Below are 23,835 nucleotides of genomic sequence, written 5' to 3' on the forward strand. Positions count from 1 at the left end.
TGCTCCACGGTAGGCTGGTGATCGGGGGCCGGCGGCCGCCCGCGCACCGGATTTTCCTGTTGGGCAAGGGTAAGGCCGCCCCACAGCGGCGGAGCGGCCTTCCCAGAATGCGAACTCAGCCGATCTGGTCCTGCAGCACGTCGTGGAACGCCGACACGCGGCCGTAGACGCCGTAGAAGTCCGGCTCCGCGCAACCCTGGCCCCACGACACGATGCCGATCAGCTTCCGGGTGCCGTCGGCGGCGGCTCCCACCAGCGGGCCGCCCGAGTCACCCTGGCAGCTGTCCTTGCCGCCTTCGGCCAGCCCGGCGCACACCATGCTCGCCGCGTCGAACGAGTCGGCGTACGACTCGGCGCACGTGGCGTCCGCCGTCACCGGGATGTCGACCTTACGCAGGGTGTCCGAAGTGGAGCCACTTTCGGTGACGCCCCAACCCAGCACCGTGCTGTTCGCGCCCGCCGCGTACAGGTCCGCATCGGACGGTGACGCCAGCGCGACCGGCGCCTCGGACAGCGACGCGTCGAGCGTGAGCACCGACGCGTCGTTGCTCAGTGCCTCCGAGTCCCAGTCCGGGTGGATCCAGATGTCGGTCACACCCGCCGTCGTGCCCCCTCCGGCGCTGAGCGACGTGCGGCCCGCCACCACCTTGATGTCCGACGGCGACTGGCCCTCCGTGCAGTGCGCGGCGGTCAGCACCTTCGTCGGCGCGACGATCGTGCCGCCGCAGAACTGGAAACCGTCCGGTGTGGTCAGTGCCACCACAAACGGGTTCTCCTCGATCGTGGTCTCCTCGCCCCCGATGATCATCGGCTGGAAATCCGACGACGGCTCCGCCGCGCTCGCGGTGGACACCGACGCGGCGACGCCCAGCGTGGTGAGGGCCGCTGCGGCAACCCCGATAAGGCGATACACACGCCTTGCCTCAGCCATGCCTGCCTTCTCCCTTGTTCAGGCTCGTTGTGGCCACGAGCTCACTCATAGCTACAAGGCGCTCACAAGGCACCACAACGGCTGAAGGTCGTAGGCCGAACGGGTGAAAAAGGTCAAAAACGAGGCCCTGACCTGGGAGAAGGCACCAACCCGACGAACGGATGGACTTTGCTGGCCGGGCGTGGCGCACCCGGCCAGCAAGTGCCTCAGAGATCGGCTTTCTCGAACACGATGTCCTTCGCGGCGTCCGAGGTGAAGTTGTACTTGACTGTCTTGAGGCCGAACGGCTTCGTCGGGTCGACCGCGAAGATCGTGCTCGTCCTCGGCGGGTTCCTGGTCTCCGCGGGACCGTACTTGTAGTCGCCGGTGAGCCCGTTGAACTTGACCGTGCCGAGCTCGTTCGACGCCTTGAGGATGCCCTCGCGCGACAGGTCGCCCAGCTCCACGGCCTTCTCCAGTACCGCGGTCATCGCGCGGGCCTGGTTGTAGCCGAACGCGAAGTAGTAGTCCGGTGCCTGGTCCGGCGCGTACTTCGTCACCGCGGCAACCATTTCCTTCATCCCCGGCACCGACTCGTCACCCCACTCGGTCCCCTCGGCGACGATCAGCACCGACTGCTGCATGTACGGCGCCACAGCGGACTTCGCGAGCGCACCCGTATAACTCGGCGACTGGCCGAACCACTGCGGTGCGAACCTGGCCTGCGCCGCGGTGCCCCAGATCTTCGCCGCGTCCGACGGAGTGGCCACGAGGAACACGACCTGGCACTTGGCACCGGCGAGCGCGCCGATCTGCCCGGCGTAGTTCTCGGTGCCCACCTTGAACCTCTGGGTGTTGGCGACCTTGAAGCCGTACTTCTCGGCGGCGAAGTCGATGCCCGACTGCCCCGCCTCGCCGTACACGTCGTCCTGGATCATCGTGCAGATCGTGTCGCTCTTCGACCCGCCGCCGTCGGTGAAGTAGTACTCCATCGCGTTGACGGCCTGGACCTGGTACGGCCCGCCGACCGGCAACAGGTTCTCCTCGCGGACCCACAACGCGTCCAACGACGCGGGCGCGGCAAGCATCTTGTCGGTCTTCAACTGTGGCAGCACGGCGAGCGTCGGCGCGGTGCCGAGCACCTGGGTGAACGCGACCACGTCGCCCTTGATCTTGTTGTACTTCTGGACCGCGACGTCGGTCTTGTACTGCGAGTCCTCCTGTACCAGCTCGACCTTGTACTTGCCGGCGACGCCACCGGAGGCGTTGAGCGCCTCGAAGAACACCTCGTTGCCCGCGGTCAGCGGCTGGCCGATCACCGCGACCGTGCCTGTCAACGGGGTGAGGACACCCAGCTTGATCGTCTTGCCGTCGAAGCCGGCCGTGTTGCTCGGCGCGCCTGCCGCGCCGCCACCCGCGTCGTCGTCCTCCCCCGCACCACCGCAGGCCACCAGGATCAGCGAGAAGCCGATCGCCAATGCACCTTTGAAAACCCGCATGTGACGCCTCCTTGCGTCAGTAGGAAAACGGCCAGGCCTTGAAGTAGGCCTTGACCCGAAACCAGATGCCGGCGAGTCCTCGGGGCTCGAACACGAGGAACAACACGATCAGCAAGCCGAAAATGGCCTGGTTGAGCGCGAACACCGAGATGAAGCCGTCGCCGCCCGCCTCGGTCGAGACACCGGGGATGACACCGGAGTACTCGTCGATGAGCGCGGGCAGGGCGCCGACGAAGATCGCGCCGAGGATCGAGCCGAAGATCGTGCCGAGGCCGCCGACGATGATGATCGCGATGTACTGGATGGACAGCAGCAGCGTCCAGTCGTCGGGACTCACGTGTTGCTGGTAGGAACCGAAGAGCGCGCCGGCCATGGCGGCGATCGCGCTCGACACCATGAACGCGCCGATCTTGTACCGGCCGGCGCGGACGCCGATGACCTCGGCGGCCTGGTCGTGGTCGCGGACCGCGCGCAGCGCCCGGCCGGGCCGGGTACGCACGAGGTTCTTGGCCAGCAACGCGACGATCGCGACGAGCCCCCACACCAACCAGAAGTAGCCCTGGTTGCGTGAGTAGTTCTCGCCGGCGATCTCCAGCGCGCCGAGGTCGACCGGGCCGAGCGTGGCCTGCGCGCCGACCGAGGTGCCGTTGTTGCCGCCGGTGACGTCGCGCAGGTTCCGCCACAGGTGCTCACCGATGAAGATCAGCCCGAGCGTGACGATCGCGAGGTAGTGGCCGCGCAGCCGCAACGTGAACGGCCCGATGAGCCCGCCGAGGACCGCGCCGATCGCGGCGGAGGCCAGTAGCCACACGGGAAGCGGCAGCTCGAGGTCGCCGCCGACCACCGCCGCCGCGTACGCGCCGGCGCCGATGAAGAACGCGTGGCCGAGCGAGATCTGTCCGGTGTAGCCGGTGAGCAGGTTGAGACCGATGGCGCCGATCGCCGTGATGCCCGAGTAGATGAGGACGGACAGCCAGAAGTCGTCCTGGACGATGGTCGGCAGCACCACGAGGGTGCCGAGCATGAGCGCGAGACCGACCTTCGCCATGGGTGAGCCGAACAGGCGCAGATCTTGGTCATACGACCGTATGAGGTTCCTGTGGGGCTTCATATCCGCCTCACCTCCTTCGTGCCGAGTAGCCCATACGGTCGTATCAGCAAAATGACGATCATGAGCAGGTACGGCACGATCAGTGAGACGTTCGCGCCGGCCCAGGAGAACAGGTCGTCCTGGTAGCCGCGCGTGAGGGCTTCGGCGAGTCCGATGATCACGCCGCCGAGCACCGCGCCCGCCGGCGAGTCGAGGCCGCCGAGGATCATGGCGGGGAACGCGGCCAGCGCGATGAAGCTGATCGACGGCTGGAGCCCGCCGGGCCCGGCGGCGAGCGTGATGCCGGCCAGTGCGGCGAGGGCGGCGGCGATCGCCCAGCTCGTGGCGTACACCCGGCGAGCGCTGATCCCTTGTGCGAGCGCTGCTTCCGGATCGAACGCGGTGGCCCGCATCGCGAGCCCCATACGTGTGTACCGGAAAAAGAGGAAGAAGCCGATCACCACGACGGCGGTGATGCCGATGGTCCACAGGTCACGCACGCCGAGCACGAGCGATCCGATTTGGACGGTCTGGATGTTCCACGGGTTGTCGACGGGCCGGTTGTCGAATCCCCAGATCGCGGTGATGAGCGGTTCGATGACGAACAGCAGACCGATCGTGATCATGATGACCGCGAACGGCGGCTGGCCGACCATCCGACGCAGCACGAGCCGTTCGACACTCGCGCCGACGACGGCGGCGGACGCGCAGGCGAGGAGGATCGCGACACCGAACGCGACCGCGAGGTCGTTGGCGAAGGTGTACCCGAGGTAGGCACCGAGCGCGAGCAGTCCACCCTGCGCGAAGTTGATGACACCGGTGGATTTGTAGATGACGACGAACCCGAGCGCGACGAGCGCGTAGGTGGACCCGAGCGCGAGCCCGGCGAACACGTTGGTGAGAAACCCGGTCACCGGCCCACCCCCGAGTTGTCCACAGCGACCGAGCTGTCCACAACCAACCAGTAACAACCCGGAACTGTCACCCCCACCCGGTAGACTGGCACGGCGGGACGCCCCCGGGATCGGGTGGGGGCTGCAGTGACATACTGCATAGGGCCGCCGCCTTTTGTGATCATTTGTACATCGCCTCGATTTCGGGGTCGAAGCGTTGTTCCAGCGCGCGGCGTTTGACCTTCTGCGTGGCGGTCAGCTCGCCGTCCTCGTGGTCCAGTTCCTTGCTGATCAGTGTGAAGCGCTTGATGCGTTCCACCTGTGCCAGTTCGGTGTTCGTCTCCTGCACCACGCCGTCGATGAGACGCCGGACCTCGTCCTTTGTGGTCAGATCGGCGTAGGTCGTGTAGGCCAGGCCGCGCCGGGAGGCCCAGTTGCCGACTGTGTCCAGTTCGATGCCGATCAGCGCCGTCACGTACCTGCGGCGGTCGCCGATCACCACCGCCTCCCGCACGTACGGGGACACCTTCAGGCGGTTCTCGATCTCCGACGGGGAGATGTTCTTGCCGCCCGCGGTGATGATGATGTCCTTCTTGCGGTCGGTGATCCGCAGGAAGCCGTCCGCGCTCAGTTCGCCGACGTCGCCCGTGTGCAGCCAGCCCTCCTCGTCGACCGTTGCCTTCGTCGCCACCGGATCGTTGAGGTAGCCCTGGAACACGCCCGCCGAGCGGGTCAGGATCTCGCCGTCCGGCGCTATCCGCACTTCCACCTCGGGGAGCGGCTTGCCCACCATCCCCAACCGGATGTCGCCTTCCGGGGTCAGCGTGCAGACCGCCGTGTTCTCGGTCTGCCCGTAGCCCTCGCGTACGGGAATTCCTATGGCCCACAGGTATTCCAGCACCTGCGGCGCGATCGGCGCGGCGCCGCTGATCGCCGACCGCACCCGCGACATGCCCAGTTTCTCCCGCAGGGCATGGAAAACCAGCACCTCGCAGGCGGCCAGCACGAACCGGTCGAACACGGTCAGCCGCTGTGCCATCCGGCGGGGCGCGATCCGCCGGCCCTGCCGCATGCATGCCCGGTACAGCAACCGCTTCAGCCGTGAGGCGTCCGCCATCCTGATCTCGACAGTCGCCAACATCTTCTCCCACACCCTTGGCACGCCAAGGAAAACGGTCGGCTGCACGTCCCGGAGGTCCTGTGGGAACGATGGTCCACCCTCGCCGAAGTTCACCACCAGGCCGACCCACACACCGTCGACCACGGAGATCAACCGCTCCGCGACGTGGCACAGCGGCAGGTAGCTCAACACCTCGTCGTCCCGCCGCGCACCGAGCACCACCGCGGTCTCGCCGGCCGCGACCAGGTTGGCGTGCGAGATCATCGCGCCCTTCGGCGGCCCGGTCGTACCTGAGGTGTACACGAGGATCGCGGTGTCGTCCGGGTCGAGCGCCGCCACCGACTCCTCGTACGCCGCAAGGGATCCGCCGCGCTCCTCCAGCGAAGCGAACGTCGGCACGTCGCCGGACACGCCACGCGGGTCGATCACCACCACGTGCCGCAGCAGCGGCAGTCGCGACCGCACCTCCAGGGCCTTGTCCAGCTGTTCCTCGTCCTCGGCGATCAATACGGTCGTCTCGGAGTGCGCGAGCACGTACTCCACCTCGGCGGCCGGCGACGTCGGGTACACGCCGACCGTGCACGCGCCGATGCCCTGCACGGCCAGGTCCGCGATCACCCACTCGGGCCGGTTCTCCGAGTGGATCGCCACCCGGTCCCCCGGCCCCACTCCCAGCGCACGCAAACCTTCGGCCACCGATGCGATCCGCTGCGCGTACTCCGCCCATGTCCACGAGCGCCAGACCCCGCGGTACTTCTCGCGAATGGCGACCTCGCCGCCCCGCTCCCGCACGTGCTCCAACAGCCGCGCGCACAACGTCGCCGTCATGCCGCACCTCCGAGATAGGCCTCGACCACCTTGGGATCGCGCTGGATGTCCTCCGGGCTTCCGGTGGCTATCGGGGTGCCGAAGTCCAGCGCCAGCACCCGGTCGGCGAGGTCCATCACGAGTCGCGTGTCGTGCTCCACCAGGATCATCGCGAGGTTCAGCTCTCGGCGGACCTCAACGAGGTAGCGGGCCATGTCCTCGGTCTCCTCGACGTTCATCCCGGCGACCGGCTCGTCGAGCAACAACAGCGTCGGGTTCATCGCCAGCGCCCGCCCCAGCTCGGCGCGCTTCGCCACGCCGTACGGCAGGAGCCCGGCAGGCGTGCGGCGGAACGGCTCCAGCTCCAGCAGCTCGACGATCTCCTCGACGGCGGCACGGTGCTCGACCTCCTCGCGCTTCGCACGGCCCCACCACGCCATCCCGGCGAGCATCCCGGTGCGCATGAGGTGGTGGCGGCCGAGCATGAGGTTCTCGATGAGCGTCAGCTGCTCGAACAGGCCGAGGTTCTGGAACGTCCGCGCGACGCCCATGCCGGCGATGGTCGCGGGTGAGCGGCCGTTGAGCCGCTTGCCGTCCAGGGTGATCGTGCCGCGCTGCGGCCGGTAGACGCCGTTGAGGCAGTTGAAGATGGAGGTCTTGCCGGCACCGTTCGGGCCGATGACGGCGAACAGCTCGCCCTTCCCGACGGTGAAGCTGACGCCATTCAACGCGGTCACGCCGCCGAAGCGCAGCGTCAGGTCCCACACGTCAAGAAGGGGCTCCCGCTCTACGCGCTCCATCGCTTCTTCCTCCGGTAGCTCTTGACCTCCGCGAACGAGCGCCTGCCCGCGTCCGGGGTGGCGCCGAGGTAGAACTCGCGGATGTCCTCGTCGTCGAGGAGGTCGGCAGACAAGCCGTCGCGCACGACCTTGCCGACCTCCAGTACGTAGCCGTAGCTCGCGATGGACAGCGCCATCACCGCGTTCTGCTCCACCAGCAGGACGCTGGTGCCCTGCCCGTTGATCTGGACGACGATGTCGCGGACCTGCTCCACGAGCCGCGGCGCGAGGCCGAGCGACGGTTCGTCGAGCAACAGCAGCCGTGGGCTGGCCATGAGCGCCCGGCCGATCGCGAGCATCTGCTGCTCACCGCCCGACAGGTAGCCGGCCGTCCCGCGCCGCCGCTGCGCGAGCACCGGGAACAGGTCGAACACCCTGGTGACGTGCTCGCGGTACTCAGACCGCTTCCGTGAGTGGGCGCCGGCCCGCAGGTTGTCCTCGACCGACATCTCGGCGAAGATCCGCCGGCCCTCCATGACCTGTGCGACCCCGCGCCGCACCACGTCGGCCGGGTCCGCGCTGGTCAGGTCGTCGCCGGCGACCCGCACCGAACCCTTGGTGATCTTGCCGCGATGCGCGACGAGCAGACCGGTGACCGCCCGTAACAGGGTGGTCTTGCCGGCCCCGTTGGCGCCGAGCAGCGCGACGATCGCGCCGTCCGGCACGTCGAGCGAGAGGCCACGGAGGACGAGGACGACGTCGTCGTACACGACCTCGAGGTTGTTGACCGACAGGACAGGCACCGATGCCATTGACCACTCCACGTGACGTCGATCACGTCAGAATCGGACCGTAACCCGGCGTGGTGTGTCGGGCAAGGATCATGGCGAACCCGTTACCAGCCGGGTAGGGGTCCAGCCGGCCGCGAGCGCGGTGATGTCAGACTCGTCGGCGTGACCTCGGTTTTCGACTGGCTCGACACACGTGCGGACGAGCGGCGCGCCGCCGGCCTCACGCGGCAGGTGCGACCGCGACGTGCCGACTCGGACCTGCTGGACCTCGCGGGCAACGACTACCTCGGTCTGTCCCGCGACAAGCGGGTAGCCGGCGCCGCCGCGGCGGCCGCGCTGCGCTGGGGCGCGGGGTCGACCGGATCGCGGCTGGTCACGGGCACCACCGAGACGCACATCGAGCTGGAGCACGAGCTGGCCGCGTTCTGCGGGACGCAGGCGGCGCTGGTGTTCTCGTCGGGGTTCATGGCGAACATGGGCGCGGTGACCACGCTGTCGGGCAAGGGCTCGGCGATCGTGACCGACGCCTACCTGCACGCGTCTCTGATCGACGGCTGCCGGCTGTCCCGGGCGGACGTCGCGGTCATGCCGCACGGCGACGTGGCAGCGATCACGCACGCGCTGAAGACACGGCGTTCGGAACGGGCACTGGTGGTGACCGACTCGGTGTTCTCCGTGGACGGCGACCTGGCGCCACTGCGCGAGCTGCACGCGGCGTGCCGGACGCACGGGGCGGCCCTGGTGGTGGACGACGCGCACGGGCTGGGCGTGCTGGGTCCCGGAGGACGGGGCGCCGTGGCCGAGGCGGGCCTGATCGGCGAACCGGACGTGGTGACGACCGTGACGCTGTCGAAGGCGCTCGGCGCGCAGGGCGGCGCGGTGCTCGGCCCCCGACGGGTGATCAAACACCTGGTCAACTCGGCACGGAGCTTCATCTTCGACACCGGGCTGGCCCCCGCGAGCACGACAGCCGCGCTCACGGCGCTGCACATCCTCCGCGACGAGCCCGCCCTGCCGGAGCGGGTGCGCTCGGTGGCCTTGACCTTGGCGTCGCGGCTGCGTGCCGCCGGCCTGAAAGCGACGGAACCGGACGCCGCCGTGGTGTCGGTGCTGGCCCCGACCCCGGAGCAGGCCGTGGCATGGGCCGACGACTGCCGAGCCGCGGGTGTGTGGGTGGGTTGTTTCCGGCCGCCGTCGGTGCCGGACGGTGTGTCCCGGCTACGCCTGACGGCCCGCGCGGATCTCTCCGAGGCGGACCTGGACCGCGCGGTCGAGGTGATCACCCGCTGCGCGCCTGCCCCTGGTCGGTAGCCGTCAGACCGCCGGGCGGCGCATGGTGATGTGCTCGATGCCGTCCTCAAGGTACGGCTCGCCCTCGGGGACGAAACCGAAGCGGGCGTAGAACTTCGTGGCGTACGTCTGCGCCTCCAGCACGGCCGCCTCGTCCCCGATGCGTTCCATGGCCGCTTTCATCAGGAGCGCACCCAGACCCGTGCCGCGGGCCGTCTTCACCGTGCAGACGCGGCCGATGCGGTGTGTGCCGTCTGGGTCACGCAGGAGCCGGAGGTAGCCGTGGGGCTCGTCGTCGGGTTGCCACCAGACGTGCACGGTGGACGGCAGCAGGTCACGGCCGTCTATGTCCTCGTACAGGGACTCCTGTTCCACGACGAACACAGCGGAGCGCAGCGCGAGCAGCGGGTACAGCTGGGCGGCGGTGATCTGGTCGCCAGTCGCGGTGTACAGCACGTCTCCTGGATATCAGATGACGCTAGCTCCACCCGCGATGGCCGTGGATCCTGCTTTCCAGCACGTCCAGGTAGTTGATCACGCGGGTGTAGACGCCCGGCTTGCCGGCGCCCGCGCAGCCCTCGCCCCACGAGGTGATGCCCACCAGCCGGCCTCCCACGACGAGAGGACCACCCGAGTCACCCTGGCACGAGTCGACGCCGCCCTGCGGGACGCCGGCGCAGACCATCGCGGCCGCCTTGTACGCCGGATAGGCGTTGGCGCAGTCGGGGTCCGACATCAGGGGGACGTTGGCCTGCATGAGGTAGCGGGACGGTGCGCCGTCGACGGCCGTGCGGCCCCAGCCCAGGATCAGCCCGGACAGACCGGGCGTGTACAGGTTCGTGTCGTCCCTGGTCGGCAGCTTCAGCGGCGCGTACGGCAGTCGCCGCGCAAGCGTCAGCACCGAGACGTCCGCGCCGGAGCGGACGTCGCTGTACCGCGGGTGGAACCAGATGTCGCGGACCTCACTGACCATGCCCGCGCCGCTCTCCTTGTCCTCGCGGCCGGCGACCACCCTGAGGTCGGTCGGCTGCTTGCCGACGGTGCAGTGCGCGGCCGTGACGACCTTGTTGTCGTCGACCAGCGTGCCGCCGCAGAACTGGAAACCCTCGGACGTCGTGAGGTACACGGCGTACTGGTGGTCGGTGATGTTCGCCCGGCTGCCGCCGACGATCTGCTGGTCCGCGCCGGCCTGCGTGAACCCGACCACGACGGCGCTCATGGCCAGTGTCGAGACGAGTAGCAGCCGAACGAACCGCGAGGTCGCCCCCATCAGTGTGTCTCCTCACTTTTGGCTGGCTCGACCCTTCCGGGTCCGCACCACCAGGGGCAACTTGACCATGTACCTCGACCGGGTGAACTCTTCGATCGGGCATCCTGGGGAGGTGCACAGAGTCCTGGTCCCGGCCGCCGTGCTCCTCGGTGGCGTGTTGGCCGGGTGTTCGAACCCGCCACCCGCGCCGCCCATCCCGTCCTCGACGACAGTGCCAGCCGGTCCCACCACGACCCCGGCGCCGAAGCCTCCAGTGTGGACGGTCGGCGCGAGCCCCCTGCCGCTGCGGCCGGACGGGTTCGGCGAGGTGCTGCCGACGCCGCCCGAGCTGGTGAACCGCGCGCTGCCGACCGTCGACCACCTGCCGCCGCCCGCAGGAGACCGGTACGCCGCCAGCGTCGCGCCCCTGCCCACCGACGTGTTGGCCCGCAGCACGTGGCAGCCCTCCTGCCCGGTCACCGCGGGAGAACTCCGCTACCTGACGATGTCGTTCTGGGGCTTCGACGGGCATGCGCACACCGGCGAGATGATCGTCAACGCCCGCGTCGCGGACGGGGTCACCAACGTGTTCGGGAACCTGTTCGACGCCCGATTCCCGCTCGAGGAGATGCGGGTGGTGACCCCGGCCGAGCTGGCGGCGGCACCGACCGGCGATGGGAACAACACGACCGCGTTCGTGTGCCGCAGCGCGGTCGGGCAGCGACGGTGGTCGGCACACGCGTACGGGCTGGCGATCGACGTGAACCCGTTTTGCAACCCGTACATCCGGGGGGACCTGGTGCTGCCCGAGCTGGCGTCGTCCTACGTGGACAGAGTGAACGCGCGGCCCGGCATGATCCAGCCGGGGGACGTCGTGGTCCACTCGTTCGCGGACATCGGCTGGTCGTGGGGCGGTGACTGGACCACGCCGGTGGACTTCCAGCACTTCAGCGAGACCGGGAACTAGGGCGCCAGGCCGCGCAACACGATCTCCAGTCCTTTGTGGAACTCCTGGTCGCCGGCGACCTCCCTGGCGAGGGCGGCGGATTCGGCCAGCAGGGGGAACTGCTTCTGCGTGGCCATCGCGGCGGTGCCGGTGCCGGCGAGCGGACCGTAGTGCTCGTTCTGCAGCATCCCGAACAGGTACGCGACGATGGTGCGCTGCGCGATGACCCGCGCCTGCCCAGCGAAGCCGGCGTCGGTGAGGATCGCCAGCGTCGCCTCGATCAGGACGAGTGACGAGGGCACGGAATGCCGGTGCCGCAACAACAACGGCACCGTCGCCGAGTGCGCGATCACGGCCTTGCGCACGCGGGACAACAGCTCGGCGAGGCGGTCGCGCCACGCGCCGGGCGGCACGGCCAGGTCGACACCCGACAGCACGTGGTCCACGACCAGCACTTCGAGCTCGCCCTTGTCGGTCACGTACCGGTACAGCGACATCGTCGCCATCCCCAGCTCCTTCGCGACCGCGCGCATGGTGAGCGCGTCGAGACCGTCGCGGTCGATCACGGCGAGGGTCGCGGACGCGAGGCGTTCGGTGGTCAGCGAGCGGGGTCGGGGCACGAGTTGACAGCGTACGCGATACGCGTACATTCGTAGATGTACGTTGTACGCCTACGTCGAGGAGGTCTCAGGTGGACCATGTGCCAGCACGACAGCTCGTGACCACGAGCGACGCGCGCATTCGCGTGCCTGACCCGGATCGCTTGGTGCACCTGCAGTTCCGCCGTTTCGCGGGCTGCCCGGTGTGCAACCTCCACCTGCGGTCGTTCCTCACGCGGCACGCGGACGTCGTTGCCGCCGGGATCCACGAGGTCGTGGTGTTCCACACGAACGTCGACGACCTGCGCCCACACGTGGCCGACCTACCGTTCGACGTGGTCGCCGACCCGGCGAAAGACCTGTACCGCGAGTTCGGCGTCGAGTCCACGCCCCGTTCACTGCTGCATCCGAAGGCGTGGCCGGCGATCGTGCGGGCCATCGCGGTGGGGTTGCCGGACGTCCTGCGCAAGCGCAAGCCGTTGCCACCGCAGAAACCCGAGGGCGGCCGCCTTGGCTTACCGGCCGACTTCCTCATCGCCCCGGACGGTCGGGTGCTCGCGAGCCACCACGGCCAGCACGTCTACGACCAGTGGTCGGTCGACGAGCTGCTGAACCTGTTGCCGGTCAAGGAGAACCACTCATGATCTTCCGCCACGTCACGCCAGTGCCGCCCGACGACGCGACCGGCCAGGTCGCCGCGGTCTACGACCAGGTGGACGCGGAGTTCAGCACCATCGGCCCGGCGGTCATGATGCTCTCGAAGGCGCCGGAGCTGCTCGTCCCCGGCTGGGCGCTGCTGCGTGAGTCGCTGGTGGCCGGCACGGTTCCCCGGTGGCGCAAGGAAGTCGTGACCGTCACGGTGTCCAGGACGAACCAGTGCGCCTACGACACCGCGGGGCACCTGGTGTTCCTGCGGCTCGCCGGCGGTTCGCACGTCGCGGACGCACTCGAACGCGGCGACGTCCCGGACGAGGTCGCCGACCTCGTCCGGTGGGCCCGGTCCGGGGGCACGCGACCGTTCACCTCGGTCGAGGCGCCCGAGTTCATCGGCACGGCACTCGCCCTGCACTTCGTCAACCGGCTCGTGCACGTGCTGCTCGCCGGCGACCTGCTGCCGGGCGCCATGAAGGAGGGCGAGCCGGGCGCGTTCGACGGCGCGCCGATCGCGCGGGCCATCCAGCGGCAACGCACGCCGGGCGAGAGCCTCCGCCTGCTCACCGAGGTGCCGGCGTCGGTGCCATCGTGGGCCGGGGACAGTCCGGTCGGTCCGGCGTACGTGGCGCTGCGGAACGCGGCCACCCGCGGCGGAGGGTTGCTGTCCGAACCGGCCAGGAAGGTCGTCGTGGACACGATCCGGCAGCACGACGGCCTACGTGGCGACCGCGGCTGGCTGGCCGAGTCACTCGAGCCGCTCACACCGGAGGACCGGCCCGGCGCGGCACTGGCGATCCTGGCCGGGGTCGCCCCGAGCAAGGTCACGACCGAGGACGTCGCGTCGTGGCGCGGCGATCGGTTCAGCGAGCACTGCCTGCTGCACCTGCTCGCCTACGGCGCCATCACCGCGGTGTCGCGTGTCGAAGCGGGCTACTGAGCGGGCTCGTCGTCGTCGCGGTTGCCGCCGCCGAACCGGCTGAAGACCTTGCCGGCGGCGCCGGAGACGGCCTCACCGACGTCGTTCAGCACCTTGGCGAGCGGGTCGGTCGAGTTGGACCACGACTCCTTGTACGACCGGCCGGCCGACCTGATGTCGTCCATCAGGTTCGAGGTCGGCTGGTCGCCGTCGCGGCGCAGGTAGTCTCCGGCGAGGATCGCCCGGTACTCCTCTGACGCGGCCCAACGCTGCAGCTGCGCGGCACGCACCACGACGAACGGATGGGTCATCTCCTCGACGGTCATCATCTTCAGGATGCTGTCGCGGATGTCGTCGACTTCCTCGTACTCCTTGGCCTGCTGCATGAACTCGGGGATGTCGATGTCCACCATCGAGGTGCCGCCGGCCATGTAGACGTGCTTGCGCAGCACGGCCGCCGGGTCCTGCGAGCAGAGCAGCCCGGCACGGTCGGCGGTCAGCTCCGCCTTGCGGAACCACTCCATGAGCGCGGCGATCACCGCACGCAGGCCGATCGCGCCGAGGGGCATCCACTGCACCGTGGCCTGCAGGCGCACGAGCCGCAGCAGCAGCGTGCGCAGGACGCTGTGCCCGGACAGGATGTGCCCGGTCTCGTGGCCGATCATCGCGCGCAGGCTCTCCAGGTCGAGCGCCTCGACGGCCCCGGTGGTGATGACGATGAACGGCTGGTCCATGCCGATGGCGAACCCGTTGGCGATCGGGTGCCGCGACACGTACAGGTCCGGCACCGTGTCCAGGTCGAGCGTCTCGGCGCAGTCGATACGCAGCCGGTTGATCTTCGGGTACTGCTTCTCCCCCACCCGGATGGAAGAAGCGAGGGTGAACAGCCGCTCGGCGCGCTCGTTCCACATCCCGGCGACCGCCTTCAACACGGCCGCCACCCCCGGCACCGCGCGGAGTGCGGCCATGGCGCCGCGGTCGGCGGGGTGCTCGTAGGCCCTTGGACTGATCCCCCTGAAGCGCACTCGGGTCGTTCCGCTGGACTCGATGTCGTTGTTCTCGGTCACGGCAGCCTCCCTCGGTCCGTTGGACCAGCGTATGCCCGTGACGGTGAACGGCGGGTCAGTTCCGCCGGGACTAGGGTGGATCCGACCCCGAAAGTGATCACTACTGGGAGACACGATGAGCCTCGAGCGTCCCACCGCGCCCGACCCGTACTCGCTGTTGCCGGCCGTCGGCTCGTTCACGGTCACCTCGACCGACGTGACCGACGGGCAGCAGTTGCCGCTCTCCGCAGTGCACGGCTCGGCCGGTGGCGAGAACGCCTCGCCGCAGCTGTCGTGGGAGGGCGCGCCCGAGGGGACGAAGAGCTATGTGGTGACGTGCTTCGACCCCGACGCCCCCATTCCGGGCGGGTTCTGGCACTGGATCGCGGTCAACATCCCCGCCTCGACCACGTCGCTGCCCGCCGGCGCGGGTGCGGACGACGCCAGCCTGCCTGGCGACGCGTTCCACGTGCGCAGCGACTTCTCGACCCGTGACTACGGCGGCGCCGCGCCGCCGCAGGGCGACGTGCCGCACCGCTACTTCTTCGTGGTGCACGCGGTCGACGTGGAGAAGCTGGAGGTCGACGAGAACGCCTCCGCCGCGTTCGTGAGCTTCAATCTCGCGTTCCACACGCTGGCCCGTGCGGTCATCACGCCGACCTACCAGCACTGAAACATGTTGAATGGGGCCCGTGACGCACTACGACCTGCTCATCATCGGCACGGGCTCCGGTAACTCGATCCTCGACCGGCGGTTCGCCGGCTGGCGGGTCGCGATCGTCGAGAAGGGTGTGTTCGGCGGCACCTGCCTCAACGTGGGCTGTATCCCGACGAAGATGTTCGTGCACCCCGCCGACCTGGCCTCGGCGCCGGCAGCGGGGGCACGGCTCGGGGTGGACGCCACGCTGGACGGCGTGCGCTGGACCGACATCCGCGATCGGATCTTCGGCCGGATCGACCCGATCGCGGCGGGTGGGCGGGAGTACCGCCTGCACCACCAGGACAACGCGAACGTGACCGTGTACGAGGAAACGGCGCGGTTCACCGGGCCGCGCACGCTGGAGATCGGCGGCGAGCACGTCACGGCGGACCGGATCGTGCTCGCGGCTGGTGGGCGGCCGGTCCTCCCGGACGTGCCGGGGCTCGACGAGGTCGGCTACCACACCAGCGACACGATCATGCGGCTCGACGCCCTGCCCCGCCGCATCACGATCATCGGGGGCGGCTTCGTGTCGGCCGAGTTCGCGCACGTGTTCTCGTCCTTCGGCGTCGAGGTGACCGTCATCGCGCGGTCGAGCAGGTTGCTGCGGCACGAGGACGGCGACATCAGCGCGCGGTTCACCGAACTGGCCCGGCAGAAGTGGGACGTGCGCCTGGAACGGAAGGTGCTGCGTGCGTCCCGCGGCCCTGGCGGGATCCTGCTCGATCTGGACGGCGACGTCGTCGAGACCGACCTCGTGCTCGTGGCCATCGGACGCACACCGAACTCGGACCTGCTGAACCTGCCGGCCGCGGGCGTCGAGGTCACCCCGGACGGGCACGTGGTCGTGGACTCGTTCCAGCGCACGACCGCCGAGGACGTGTGGGCGCTGGGCGACATCAGCTCGCCGCTGGAACTGAAGCACGTCGCGAACCACGAGGCACGGGTCGTGCAGCACAACCTGCTGAACCCCGAAGCACCGATCGCGGCGGACCACCGGTACGTACCGCATGCGGTGTTCACCGCACCGCAGATCGCCTCGGTGGGCGCGACGGAGGAGGAAGTCCGCGAGCGGGACTTCCGTTACGTGACGTCGAAGCAGGACTACGCCGGCATCGCGTACGGCTGGGCGATGGAGGACACGACCGGCTTCGCGAAGCTGCTGGCCGACCCTGGCTCCGGACAACTGCTGGGCGCCCACATCATCGGCCCGCAGGCCTCCACACTGATCCAGCCCCTTATCCAGGCGATGAGCTTCGGCCTGGACGCCCGAACCATGGCACGAGGCCAGTACTGGATCCACCCGGCCATGCCAGAACTGGTGGAAAACGCCCTACTGAACCTCCCCCTCGACTAACCCCTGCTGGTGACATCGCGAGTCGCGCTCTCGGCCCCTGCGAGTTGCGTTTTCGTGAACGCCCGCCTGTACCCGAAACCGTCACTCGGGGGTGCTGAACGCGCGACTCGCGGGGGCCAGAAGCGAGACTCGCGGTTAGCGGTGGACTTTCAGGGGTGGCAGTGGGGTTGGGCCGTGCTCGATGAGGTTTTCCAGTGCGGTGGTGTCCAGGTGGTTCGCCACCAGGTCGGCCAGTACGTCGAGCTGCGCGGACCGCACTGCCGTCACCGACACGTCCGGGGCGGGGGTGAACCCGGTTCTGCCCGCGCGGTCGGCGACCCACCGCAGGACGTCGCGGCGAAAGTCGTCGTTGTCCAGGAGGCCGTGCCAGTGGGTGCCCATCACTCGGTCGGTGACAACGCCTTCCGGTGTCCCGTCGGCTAGCTCGACTAGCGCGGGTGACGGCTGGCGAGACACGCGGCCGTGGTGGATCTCGTAGCCGGTGACGGGGTGACCCAACGCCGTGCCGGCCGGGCGGGTGAGGGTTTTCTCCGGGGCGAACTCGACGTCGAGGTCGAGTAGTCCGAGCCCGTCGATCTCGCCGCGGCCCGACTCGACGTGGTCGACGATGCGGTGGCCGAGCATCTGGTAGCCGCCGCAGATGGCGAACACGGGGGTGTCCAGCTGGGCGATGGCGTCGGCGAGTCCACATTCCCGCAACCAACGCAGGTCGTCCACAGTGGACTTCGTGCCGGGCAGCACGATCAGGTCGGCGTCCGCGAGCCGGGACGGCTCGGTGACGAACCGGACGGCCACCCCCGGCTCGCAGGCGAGGGCCTCGACGTCGGTGGCGTTGGAGATGCGGGGCAGGCGCACGACGGCCACGCGCAGCCACTGGTCGCCGAGCGGTGGCCTCGGCCGGCCGACGACACCGTCCGCCGCGTAGGACAGGGAGTCCTCGGTGTCGAGCCAGAGTTCCTCGCGCCATGGCAGGACACCGAGCACGGGGCGGCCTGTTTCCTGTGTGAGCCAGTCGAGTCCCGGTTGGAGGAGTGTCTGGTCGCCGCGGAACTTGTTGACGGCAAAGGCTTGGATCATCGCCTGGTCGGCCGGGTCGAGGACGGCGAGCGTGCCGAACAGGTGCGCGAGCACGCCGCCGCGGTCGATGTCGCCGACGACGAGCACGGGCAGGCCGGCGGCCCGGGCGAGCCCGAGGTTGGCGATGTCCCTGTCGCGCAGGTTGACCTCGGCGGGCGACCCGGCGCCCTCACAGACGACGACGTCGAAGTCCGTTCGCAGTTCCTCCAATGTGGACAGTACGACGTCCTTGAAGTTTCGCTCCCGGTAGTCGTGGAGGAAGCCGGCGGGCTTGCCGAGGATGACGACCTGCGAGCTGCGGTCCGAGCCGGGCTTGAGCAGGACGGGGTTGAACCGGGTGTACGGGTCGAGGCCGGCCGCGCGGGCCTGCATGGCCTGTGCGCGGCCGATCTCACCGCCGTCGACGGTGACGGCCGAGTTGTTGGACATGTTCTGGGCCTTGAAGGGCGCGACGGAGACGTTTCGTCGCGCCAACCACCGGCAGATCCCGGCAACCAGCACGCTCTTCCCGGCGTCCGACGACGTGCCGGCCACCAGCAACGCTCCCCGCATCCCCGCCCCTTCCGTCACCTGCCATCATGCGGGCATGTCCGCCACCCCGGTCACCGCCGTCCTGGTGCACAGCCCGTTCCTCGGCCCGGCGAGCCTACGACCACTCGCCGACGAGCTCGCGGCCATGGGCCACCCGGCGGTTCTGCTCGACCTGCGACCGTCGGTGGTGGCACCCCCGGTGCACCAGGTGCTACTGGGCGCGTTCGCGGACGCCATGAGCGAGGAGCTCCTGGAGGGTCCGGTGGTGCTGATCGGTCACAGCGGAGCGGGACCGTTGCTGCCGGCGTTCGCGGACTCCCTGGAGGAGGCGGTGACGGGCCTGGTGTACGTGGACGCGGGCCTCCCCACGCCCGGCCGCTCCTGGCGCGACACGGCCCCTTCGTCGTTGTATTCGGAGCTGCGAGCGCTGTCGCGAGAAGGCCAGCTCCCCCGCTGGCACCGCTGGTTCGACCCGAACCCACTGGAAACACTGGTCACGGACGAGACCCTGCGCGCGGAAATAGCGGACGAGGCCCCGGAGGTCCCGATCGCGTTCCTGAAGGAGGAACGCCCGGACGTAACGTGGGAAGGCCCGGCGGGCTACGTCCAACTGTCCGCCGCGTACGAAACCGACGCGAGAAACGCGGAGGAACTGGGCTGGCCGGTCCGCCGCCTGGACACCCACCACCTGGCCCCGGCCACAACCCCGGCCCCAGTGGCACAAGCAGTGTTGGAAGTCCTGGCCGCCCTGCTCTGAGGCGGCCTCCGGCCCCCCGACATCCAGCCTAGCGGCGACCACCGACATTCCCGGCCGCGCCGACCACCGCCTGTGGACAACCCGCGTGTCCAACACAGGAGACCCGCGTGTCCAACCATCTGGACCGGTGAGTTCAACAAATCGCGGATGACCGAATTGTTGAACTCACCGGTCGTGAGTGTTGGACACGCGGGTCTCGGGCGTTGGACACGCGCGGGTTGTGGGCAACCGCGGGCTCGTGCGCCGGAAATGTCGGTGGCTCGTGAGAGGCTGGAAACCGGGGGCCGGAGGCCGGGGCCGAGGTGAGACCAGCGGGATCGGCGGGGTCAGGGCAGCGTCAGGATTTCTGCGCCTTCTTCGGTTACCACCAGGGTGTGTTCGAACTGGGCGGTCCAGCTCTTGTCCTTGGTGGTGACCGTCCAACCGTCGGGCCAGATGTCGTAGTCGATGCCGCCCAGGGTGATCATTGGTTCGATCGTGAAGGTCATGCCTTTCTCGATCACCGTGTCGACCGTGGGTTCCTCGTAGTGGAGGATCACCAGGCCGCTGTGGAAGGAGCGGCCGATGCCGTGGCCCGTGAAGTCGCGGACCACGCCGTACCCGAACCGCTTCGCGTAGGACTCGATCACGCGGCCGATGACGTTCAGTGCGCGGCCCGGACGGACGGCCTTGATCGCGCGCATGGTCGCCTCGCGGGTGCGTTCGACCAGCAGTTGGACTTCCTCGTCGACGTCGCCCGCCAGGTACGTCGCGTTGGTGTCGCCGTGGACGCCGCCGATGAACGCCGTCACGTCGATGTTGACGATGTCGCCGTCCTCGATACGGGTCGTGTCCGGGATGCCGTGGCAGATCACCTCGTTCAGCGACGTGCAGCACGACTTGGGGAAGCCTCGGTAGCCGAGCGTCGACGGGTACGCGTGGTGGTCCAGCAGGAACTCGTGCACGACCGCGTCGATGTCGTCCGTGGTGGCGCCCGGTTTCACCGCCTTGCCGCCCTCCGCGAGGGCCTGCGCGGCGATGCGGCCCGCCACCCGCATGGCCTCGATGGTCTCCGCCGTCTGCACCCACGGCTCGACGTTCCGCACGGGCGCCGGCTTGCCGACGTACTCCGGCCGCGGGATGACGGCGGGAACCGGGCGGTACGGCGACTGGACACCAGGCTTCAACGGGGCGCGTACGGACATATCCCCACCCTAGGACAGCCCGGCCAGGAACCTGGCCGCGGCTGCCACCGCCTTGCTGGACACGTCGGCCTCGGTCAGGAGGACGGCGAACGCCAGGTCACCCTGGTAGCCGACGAACCACCCGTGCGAGCGCGTCCCGTCGCCGTACTGGGCCGTGCCCGTCTTGCCCCGCAGGTCCGGGAAGCCGGCCAGCGACGGCTGTGACCGCGTCATCTCCAGCATCATCGTCCGCACCTGGTCGAGCACCGCGGGGGTCACCACCGGCGGGGTCGAGTCCGCCTTCGTCGTCGAGTCACGGAGCAGTGACGGCGTGGGCATCTTCCCGGTCGCGACCGACGACACCACCAGCGCCATCCCGAAGGGGCTGGCCACGACCTTGCCCTGCCCGAAGCCGTCCTCGGCGCGTTCCACCACGTTCGACGTCGCCGGGACCGACCCGGTGATCGTCGTCGCGCCCGGCATGACGAAGTCGATACCCAGCCCGAGGCTCTTGGCCGTGTCCGTCAGCGAGGAGTCGCCCATGTCCGACGCCAGCTGCGCGAACGTCGTGTTGCACGAGGCCGCGAACGCCGTCGACAGCGGGATGGTCCCCTTGTCGAACTTCCCGGAATTGGGGATCTCGCGGCCCTGGATGGTGATCGTGGCCGGGCAGCCGACCGGGGTGGACCCGCTGACCGTGCCGGCGCCCATCGCGGCGGCCGCCGTGATGATCTTGAACGTGGAGCCCGGCGGGTACCGGCCGGTCAGCGCGAGCGGGCCCTGTGTGTCCGCGGCCGCGTTCTGCGCCACCGCCAGCAGCTCACCGGTCGACGGCTGCATCGCGACGATCATCGACGGGGTCGGCTCGGTGCTCACCGCCGCCTGCGCCGCCGTCTGGACACCCACGCTGAGCGTGGTGGTCGCCGCCTTCGCGGGTTCCGGGGCCTTGGCGTACAGCTCCTCGGCCTCCGCGCCGGTCGGGTCGGTCGTGATCACCCGCCAGCCCGCCTTGCCGGTGAGGTCGTCCTCGACGACCTTGCGGATACCGGGCAGCACCGTCGGCGCGAACGCCTTGTCCTGGGGCAGCAGCCGCGGCGCCGAGGTGAACCGCACGCCGGGCAGGTCGTAGATCGCCGGCTTGACCGCCTCGTAGTCCCCGATCCGCAGCGCTGCCACCTGGTACGGCTGGCCGGCGGGGGTCTTGTTCGCGCCGTCGAGGATCGAGGCCTGCGTGATGGTGGCGTCGAGGCCGGACAGTGCGGTCGCGAGCGCGCCGGCCACCGCGTTCACGTCGCCGGCCTTGTCCTTGTCGAGCAGCACCGAGACGACCCGGTCGGGCTCGAGGATCAGGTTGCCGTCCCGGTCGAGCACGGGCGCGAGCTCCGGCTGCTGCCCCTGCACGGCGATCGCCTGCCCCTGGGAGAGCTTCGGGTGGATGATCGTCGGACTCCAGTGCACCTGCCACCCGCCGTCCTGCCCACGCAGCTCGAGGTGGCTCTCGTACGACCAGGTGCGGTTCTTGCCGAGCTCCCACGTGAGCTTGTAGATGACGTTCGCGGTGGTGGCGCCGTCGGCCTGGTTGACCTCCAGGACCTTGGCGTTCACCTTCTCGGGCTCGAGTGCCTTCCGCACGTCGGACATCTGCTTCTTCGCGGTGTCGACGGAGTCGGTCTGCTTGGCGGCCGCGTCGAAGTCCCCCTTCGCGAACGCGGCGACGAACGAGTTCGCCGAGTCCTCGGGCTTGGGCTCCGAACTACAGGCCGCGACAAGACCGGAGAGCAGGGCCACGGCACAGAACAGTCGGGTCACGCGCACGGCGGCGAGTATGCCCGAAGTTCAGAACAGGACGGTGGCGTACTGACCAACCTGGGCGAAGCCGATCCGCTTGTACGTGGACTGTGCGACCACGTTGTAGGAGTTCACGTACAGGCTCGCGGTCCGTCCCAACCCACGCACGAGCCGGTCGACCACCGCGGCCGTGCCGATCGTGCCGAGGCCGTGGCCGCGCCGGTCCGGGTGCACCCACACGCCCTGGATCTGCCCGACGGCCGAGGACAGCGCGCCGATCTCCGCCTTGAACACCACCTCGCCGCCCTCGAACCGGGCGAACGCGCGGCCGGCGGAGATCAGCTCCGCCACACGCGCGCGATAGCTCGACCCGCCGTCGCCCGCACGGGGGTCGACGCCGACCTCCTCGATGAACATGTCGATCGCGGCGGGCAGGTAACGGTCCAGCTCGTCCGGGCGGACCGGACGGACCAGCGGGTCCGGCGTGACGCTCGGCGCTCTGCTCATCGACATCAGCGGTTGGTCGGCACGCACCTCACGGGCCGGTCCCCAGTCCAGTTCCAGCTCCGACCACAGCCCGAGCACCTGCTCGGCCGGACCGACGACGGACGAGCACATGCGCCGGCGTCGCAGCGCCCGATCGGCGAACGCGCGAAGCGCCGACCGGTTGCCCTGCAAGGGAATCAGATTGGATCCGGCGAAGCACAGCGAGTCGAGCCGACCGCCGCGGAACCCGCGGGAGTCGCAGCCCCACAACTCGCCACCGAGCCGCCAGGGGTCCATACCGAGGTTCTCGATCCGCGACGCCACCATGCAGGACGCGACGGAATCCGCCATGAGCATCGCACGCACGGCCAACCGATCGCGCTCATCGAGCAGCCGTGCTCCCGCTAGCCGCAACACGCTTCCAGCGTGCCAGATTCGCGGGCGTCAATACAGACGAGGCCGGTGACCCACAGAATTTGCCACCGACCTGTCGATTCGCCGTGATCTGACACGACGTGCAGATGGACGTCCTCACCGTGATCGGAGCCACCCATGCGATACGTGATCCTCACTCATCCCGGCGACGACCTGGCCATGGCCAGATACCACGACGAGCTTGTCCAGGCGGGAGTGTTGCTGGCCGGGGACCAGGCGGCCGGGTTCTGGCTGCTGGAGGTCGACACCCGCGCGGAGGCAGACGAGTGGGCCAGGCGGGTGCCCCACGACGACGTGGAGGTCCGAGAGCTCGCGGGCCGATGAGTTCTGCCCCGCCGGGCAGTCTCACCACCATGGGCAAACTCACATACGGTATGGGCGTCTCGGTGGACGGCTACATCGCGGACGCGAACAGTCAGATCCCGTGGGCCGGTCAGGACGACGAGCTACACCAGTTCTGGAACGACCAGGCGCGGAACATCGCGGTGTCGCTGTACGGCCGCAAGCTCTACGAGTTGATGTCCGCGCACTGGCCGACGGCCGACCAGGCCCCTGACGTCAACCCTGTGGAGGCGGAGTTCGCCCGGCTGTGGCGGGCCATGCCGAAGGTGGTCTTCTCGAAGACCCTCGACAAGGTGGACTGGAACTCACGCCTGGAGCGCGGCGACGTGGTGGAGGTCGCCGCCAAACTGAAGGCCGAGACCGACGGCCTGATCGAGGTCGGCGGCGCCTCGCTGGCGGCGCCCCTGGTCCGGGCCGGCCTGGTCGACGAGTTCCAGGTGGCGGTCACGCCGGTCGCGGTCGGTGGCGGCACGCCGTACCTCCCGCACCTGGACGAGTGGCTGAAGCTCGAACTGGTGGAGAACCGCACCTTCCCGTCCGGCGTGGTCCTCCTCCGGTACGCGGCCGTGCGCGACTAGATGAGTGATTCCGTGAAGATCGTGTGAGGCGG

Annotated in this window: 24 protein-coding genes; 9 read left to right on the top strand and 15 right to left on the bottom strand. The window is 69.2% G+C overall.

Annotated features, from left to right (window positions below):
- Positions 1-115 precede the first annotated feature (115 nt).
- The 7 genes from VF106_RS28745 to VF106_RS28775 form a co-directional block, all read right to left on the bottom strand.
- The gene (locus VF106_RS28745) at positions 116-931 is read right to left on the bottom strand and encodes a S1 family peptidase (protein ID WP_330842985.1); all 816 of its coding nucleotides are present in this window, start codon (positions 929-931) and stop codon (positions 116-118) included.
- Between the two features lie 206 nt (positions 932-1,137).
- A complete protein-coding gene (locus VF106_RS28750) occupies positions 1,138-2,409 on the bottom strand; it encodes an ABC transporter substrate-binding protein (RefSeq protein WP_330842986.1) in 1,272 nt (423 codons plus the stop codon).
- 16 nt (positions 2,410-2,425) lie between these two features.
- A complete protein-coding gene (locus tag VF106_RS28755; RefSeq protein ID WP_330842987.1) occupies positions 2,426-3,457 on the bottom strand; it encodes a branched-chain amino acid ABC transporter permease in 1,032 nt (343 codons plus the stop codon).
- Positions 3,458-3,516: 59 nt separating this feature from the next.
- Positions 3,517-4,413, bottom strand: coding sequence for a branched-chain amino acid ABC transporter permease (locus tag VF106_RS28760; protein WP_330842988.1), 897 nt, complete (start codon positions 4,411-4,413; stop codon positions 3,517-3,519).
- A 160-nt stretch (positions 4,414-4,573) separates the two neighbouring features.
- Positions 4,574-6,340: an AMP-dependent synthetase/ligase gene (locus VF106_RS28765; protein ID WP_330842989.1), complete on the bottom strand. Its 1,767-nt coding sequence runs from the start codon at positions 6,338-6,340 to the stop codon at positions 4,574-4,576.
- Positions 6,337-7,119 (bottom strand): ABC transporter ATP-binding protein, encoded by a 783-nt coding sequence (locus tag VF106_RS28770; protein ID WP_330842990.1) that lies wholly within the window; start codon positions 7,117-7,119, stop codon positions 6,337-6,339. The genes VF106_RS28765 and VF106_RS28770 overlap by 4 nt, the downstream gene beginning before the upstream one ends.
- On the bottom strand, positions 7,107-7,910 hold the full coding sequence (locus tag VF106_RS28775; RefSeq protein ID WP_330842991.1) for an ABC transporter ATP-binding protein: 804 nt from the start codon (positions 7,908-7,910) through the stop codon (positions 7,107-7,109). The genes VF106_RS28770 and VF106_RS28775 overlap by 13 nt, the downstream gene beginning before the upstream one ends.
- Positions 7,911-8,051: 141 nt before the next feature.
- Here VF106_RS28775 and VF106_RS28780 point away from each other — a divergent pair, with 141 nt between their 5' ends.
- Positions 8,052-9,200 carry an 8-amino-7-oxononanoate synthase gene (locus VF106_RS28780; protein WP_330842992.1) on the top strand — a complete coding sequence of 383 codons (1,149 nt, stop codon included), beginning with the start codon at positions 8,052-8,054 and terminating at the stop codon, positions 9,198-9,200.
- A 3-nt stretch (positions 9,201-9,203) separates the two neighbouring features.
- Here VF106_RS28780 and VF106_RS28785 read toward each other — a convergent pair whose 3' ends face one another.
- Positions 9,204-9,635, bottom strand: a complete 432-nt coding sequence (locus VF106_RS28785) for a GNAT family N-acetyltransferase (RefSeq protein ID WP_330842993.1) — start codon at positions 9,633-9,635, stop codon at positions 9,204-9,206.
- A 22-nt stretch (positions 9,636-9,657) separates the two neighbouring features.
- Positions 9,658-10,449, bottom strand: a complete 792-nt coding sequence (locus VF106_RS28790; RefSeq protein WP_330842994.1) for a S1 family peptidase — start codon at positions 10,447-10,449, stop codon at positions 9,658-9,660.
- A gap of 112 nt (positions 10,450-10,561) precedes the next feature.
- On the opposite strand from VF106_RS28790, the gene VF106_RS28795 reads away from it, so the two are divergent.
- A complete protein-coding gene (locus tag VF106_RS28795; protein WP_330842995.1) occupies positions 10,562-11,395 on the top strand; it encodes a M15 family metallopeptidase in 834 nt (277 codons plus the stop codon).
- Here VF106_RS28795 and VF106_RS28800 read toward each other — a convergent pair.
- On the bottom strand, positions 11,392-11,994 hold the full coding sequence (locus VF106_RS28800; RefSeq protein WP_330842996.1) for a TetR/AcrR family transcriptional regulator: 603 nt from the start codon (positions 11,992-11,994) through the stop codon (positions 11,392-11,394). The two genes, VF106_RS28795 and VF106_RS28800, sit on opposite strands and share 4 nt — an antisense overlap.
- A 71-nt stretch (positions 11,995-12,065) precedes the next feature.
- Between VF106_RS28800 and VF106_RS28805 the strand changes: the two genes are divergently transcribed.
- Both VF106_RS28805 and VF106_RS28810 read left to right on the top strand, forming a co-directional pair.
- The gene (locus VF106_RS28805) at positions 12,066-12,617 is read left to right on the top strand and encodes a peroxiredoxin-like family protein (protein WP_330842997.1); all 552 of its coding nucleotides are present in this window, start codon (positions 12,066-12,068) and stop codon (positions 12,615-12,617) included.
- On the top strand, positions 12,614-13,564 hold the full coding sequence (locus tag VF106_RS28810) for a carboxymuconolactone decarboxylase family protein (protein ID WP_330842998.1): 951 nt from the start codon (positions 12,614-12,616) through the stop codon (positions 13,562-13,564). Before VF106_RS28805 ends, VF106_RS28810 begins: the two co-directional genes overlap by 4 nt.
- On the opposite strand, the gene VF106_RS28815 is transcribed toward VF106_RS28810, so the two are convergent.
- Positions 13,558-14,610 (bottom strand): M48 family metallopeptidase, encoded by a 1,053-nt coding sequence (locus VF106_RS28815; protein WP_330842999.1) that lies wholly within the window; start codon positions 14,608-14,610, stop codon positions 13,558-13,560. The two genes, VF106_RS28810 and VF106_RS28815, sit on opposite strands and share 7 nt — an antisense overlap.
- Before the next feature lie 115 nt (positions 14,611-14,725).
- On the opposite strand from VF106_RS28815, the gene VF106_RS28820 reads away from it, so the two are divergent.
- Positions 14,726-15,262 carry a YbhB/YbcL family Raf kinase inhibitor-like protein gene (locus VF106_RS28820; protein ID WP_330843000.1) on the top strand — a complete coding sequence of 179 codons (537 nt, stop codon included), beginning with the start codon at positions 14,726-14,728 and terminating at the stop codon, positions 15,260-15,262.
- Between the two features lie 19 nt (positions 15,263-15,281).
- Entirely contained in the window at positions 15,282-16,646 is a 1,365-nt protein-coding gene (locus VF106_RS28825; RefSeq protein ID WP_330843001.1) for a mycothione reductase, read from the top strand.
- Between the two features lie 135 nt (positions 16,647-16,781).
- Here the strand turns inward: VF106_RS28825 and VF106_RS28830 are convergent, their stop codons facing one another.
- Positions 16,782-18,275 (bottom strand): cobyric acid synthase, encoded by a 1,494-nt coding sequence (locus tag VF106_RS28830; RefSeq protein ID WP_330843002.1) that lies wholly within the window; start codon positions 18,273-18,275, stop codon positions 16,782-16,784.
- A 34-nt stretch (positions 18,276-18,309) separates the two neighbouring features.
- Between VF106_RS28830 and VF106_RS28835 the strand changes: the two genes are divergently transcribed.
- Complete coding sequence (locus VF106_RS28835) at positions 18,310-19,011, top strand: alpha/beta fold hydrolase (RefSeq protein ID WP_330843003.1); 702 nt, start codon at positions 18,310-18,312, stop codon at positions 19,009-19,011.
- A 326-nt stretch (positions 19,012-19,337) separates the two neighbouring features.
- On the opposite strand, the gene map is transcribed toward VF106_RS28835, so the two are convergent.
- Genes map through VF106_RS28850 form a run of 3 tightly spaced genes read right to left on the bottom strand, consistent with a single transcriptional unit; the run spans position 19,338 to position 22,865 of the window.
- Positions 19,338-20,195: a type I methionyl aminopeptidase gene (gene map, locus VF106_RS28840; RefSeq protein WP_330843004.1), complete on the bottom strand. Its 858-nt coding sequence runs from the start codon at positions 20,193-20,195 to the stop codon at positions 19,338-19,340.
- A gap of 9 nt (positions 20,196-20,204) precedes the next feature.
- Positions 20,205-21,989, bottom strand: a complete 1,785-nt coding sequence (locus tag VF106_RS28845) for a penicillin-binding transpeptidase domain-containing protein (protein ID WP_330843005.1) — start codon at positions 21,987-21,989, stop codon at positions 20,205-20,207.
- A gap of 21 nt (positions 21,990-22,010) precedes the next feature.
- Positions 22,011-22,865, bottom strand: a complete 855-nt coding sequence (locus VF106_RS28850; RefSeq protein WP_330843006.1) for a GNAT family N-acetyltransferase — start codon at positions 22,863-22,865, stop codon at positions 22,011-22,013.
- A 135-nt stretch (positions 22,866-23,000) separates the two neighbouring features.
- On the opposite strand from VF106_RS28850, the gene VF106_RS28855 reads away from it, so the two are divergent.
- Both VF106_RS28855 and VF106_RS28860 read left to right on the top strand, forming a co-directional pair.
- A complete protein-coding gene (locus VF106_RS28855) occupies positions 23,001-23,207 on the top strand; it encodes a YciI family protein (protein WP_330843007.1) in 207 nt (68 codons plus the stop codon).
- Positions 23,208-23,236: 29 nt separating this feature from the next.
- Positions 23,237-23,803: a dihydrofolate reductase family protein gene (locus VF106_RS28860; RefSeq protein ID WP_330843008.1), complete on the top strand. Its 567-nt coding sequence runs from the start codon at positions 23,237-23,239 to the stop codon at positions 23,801-23,803.
- Positions 23,804-23,835: the final 32 nt, after the last annotated feature.

Source organism: Actinophytocola sp., from assembly GCF_036378875.1.
Classification (GTDB): Bacteria; Actinomycetota; Actinomycetes; order Mycobacteriales; family Pseudonocardiaceae; genus Actinophytocola.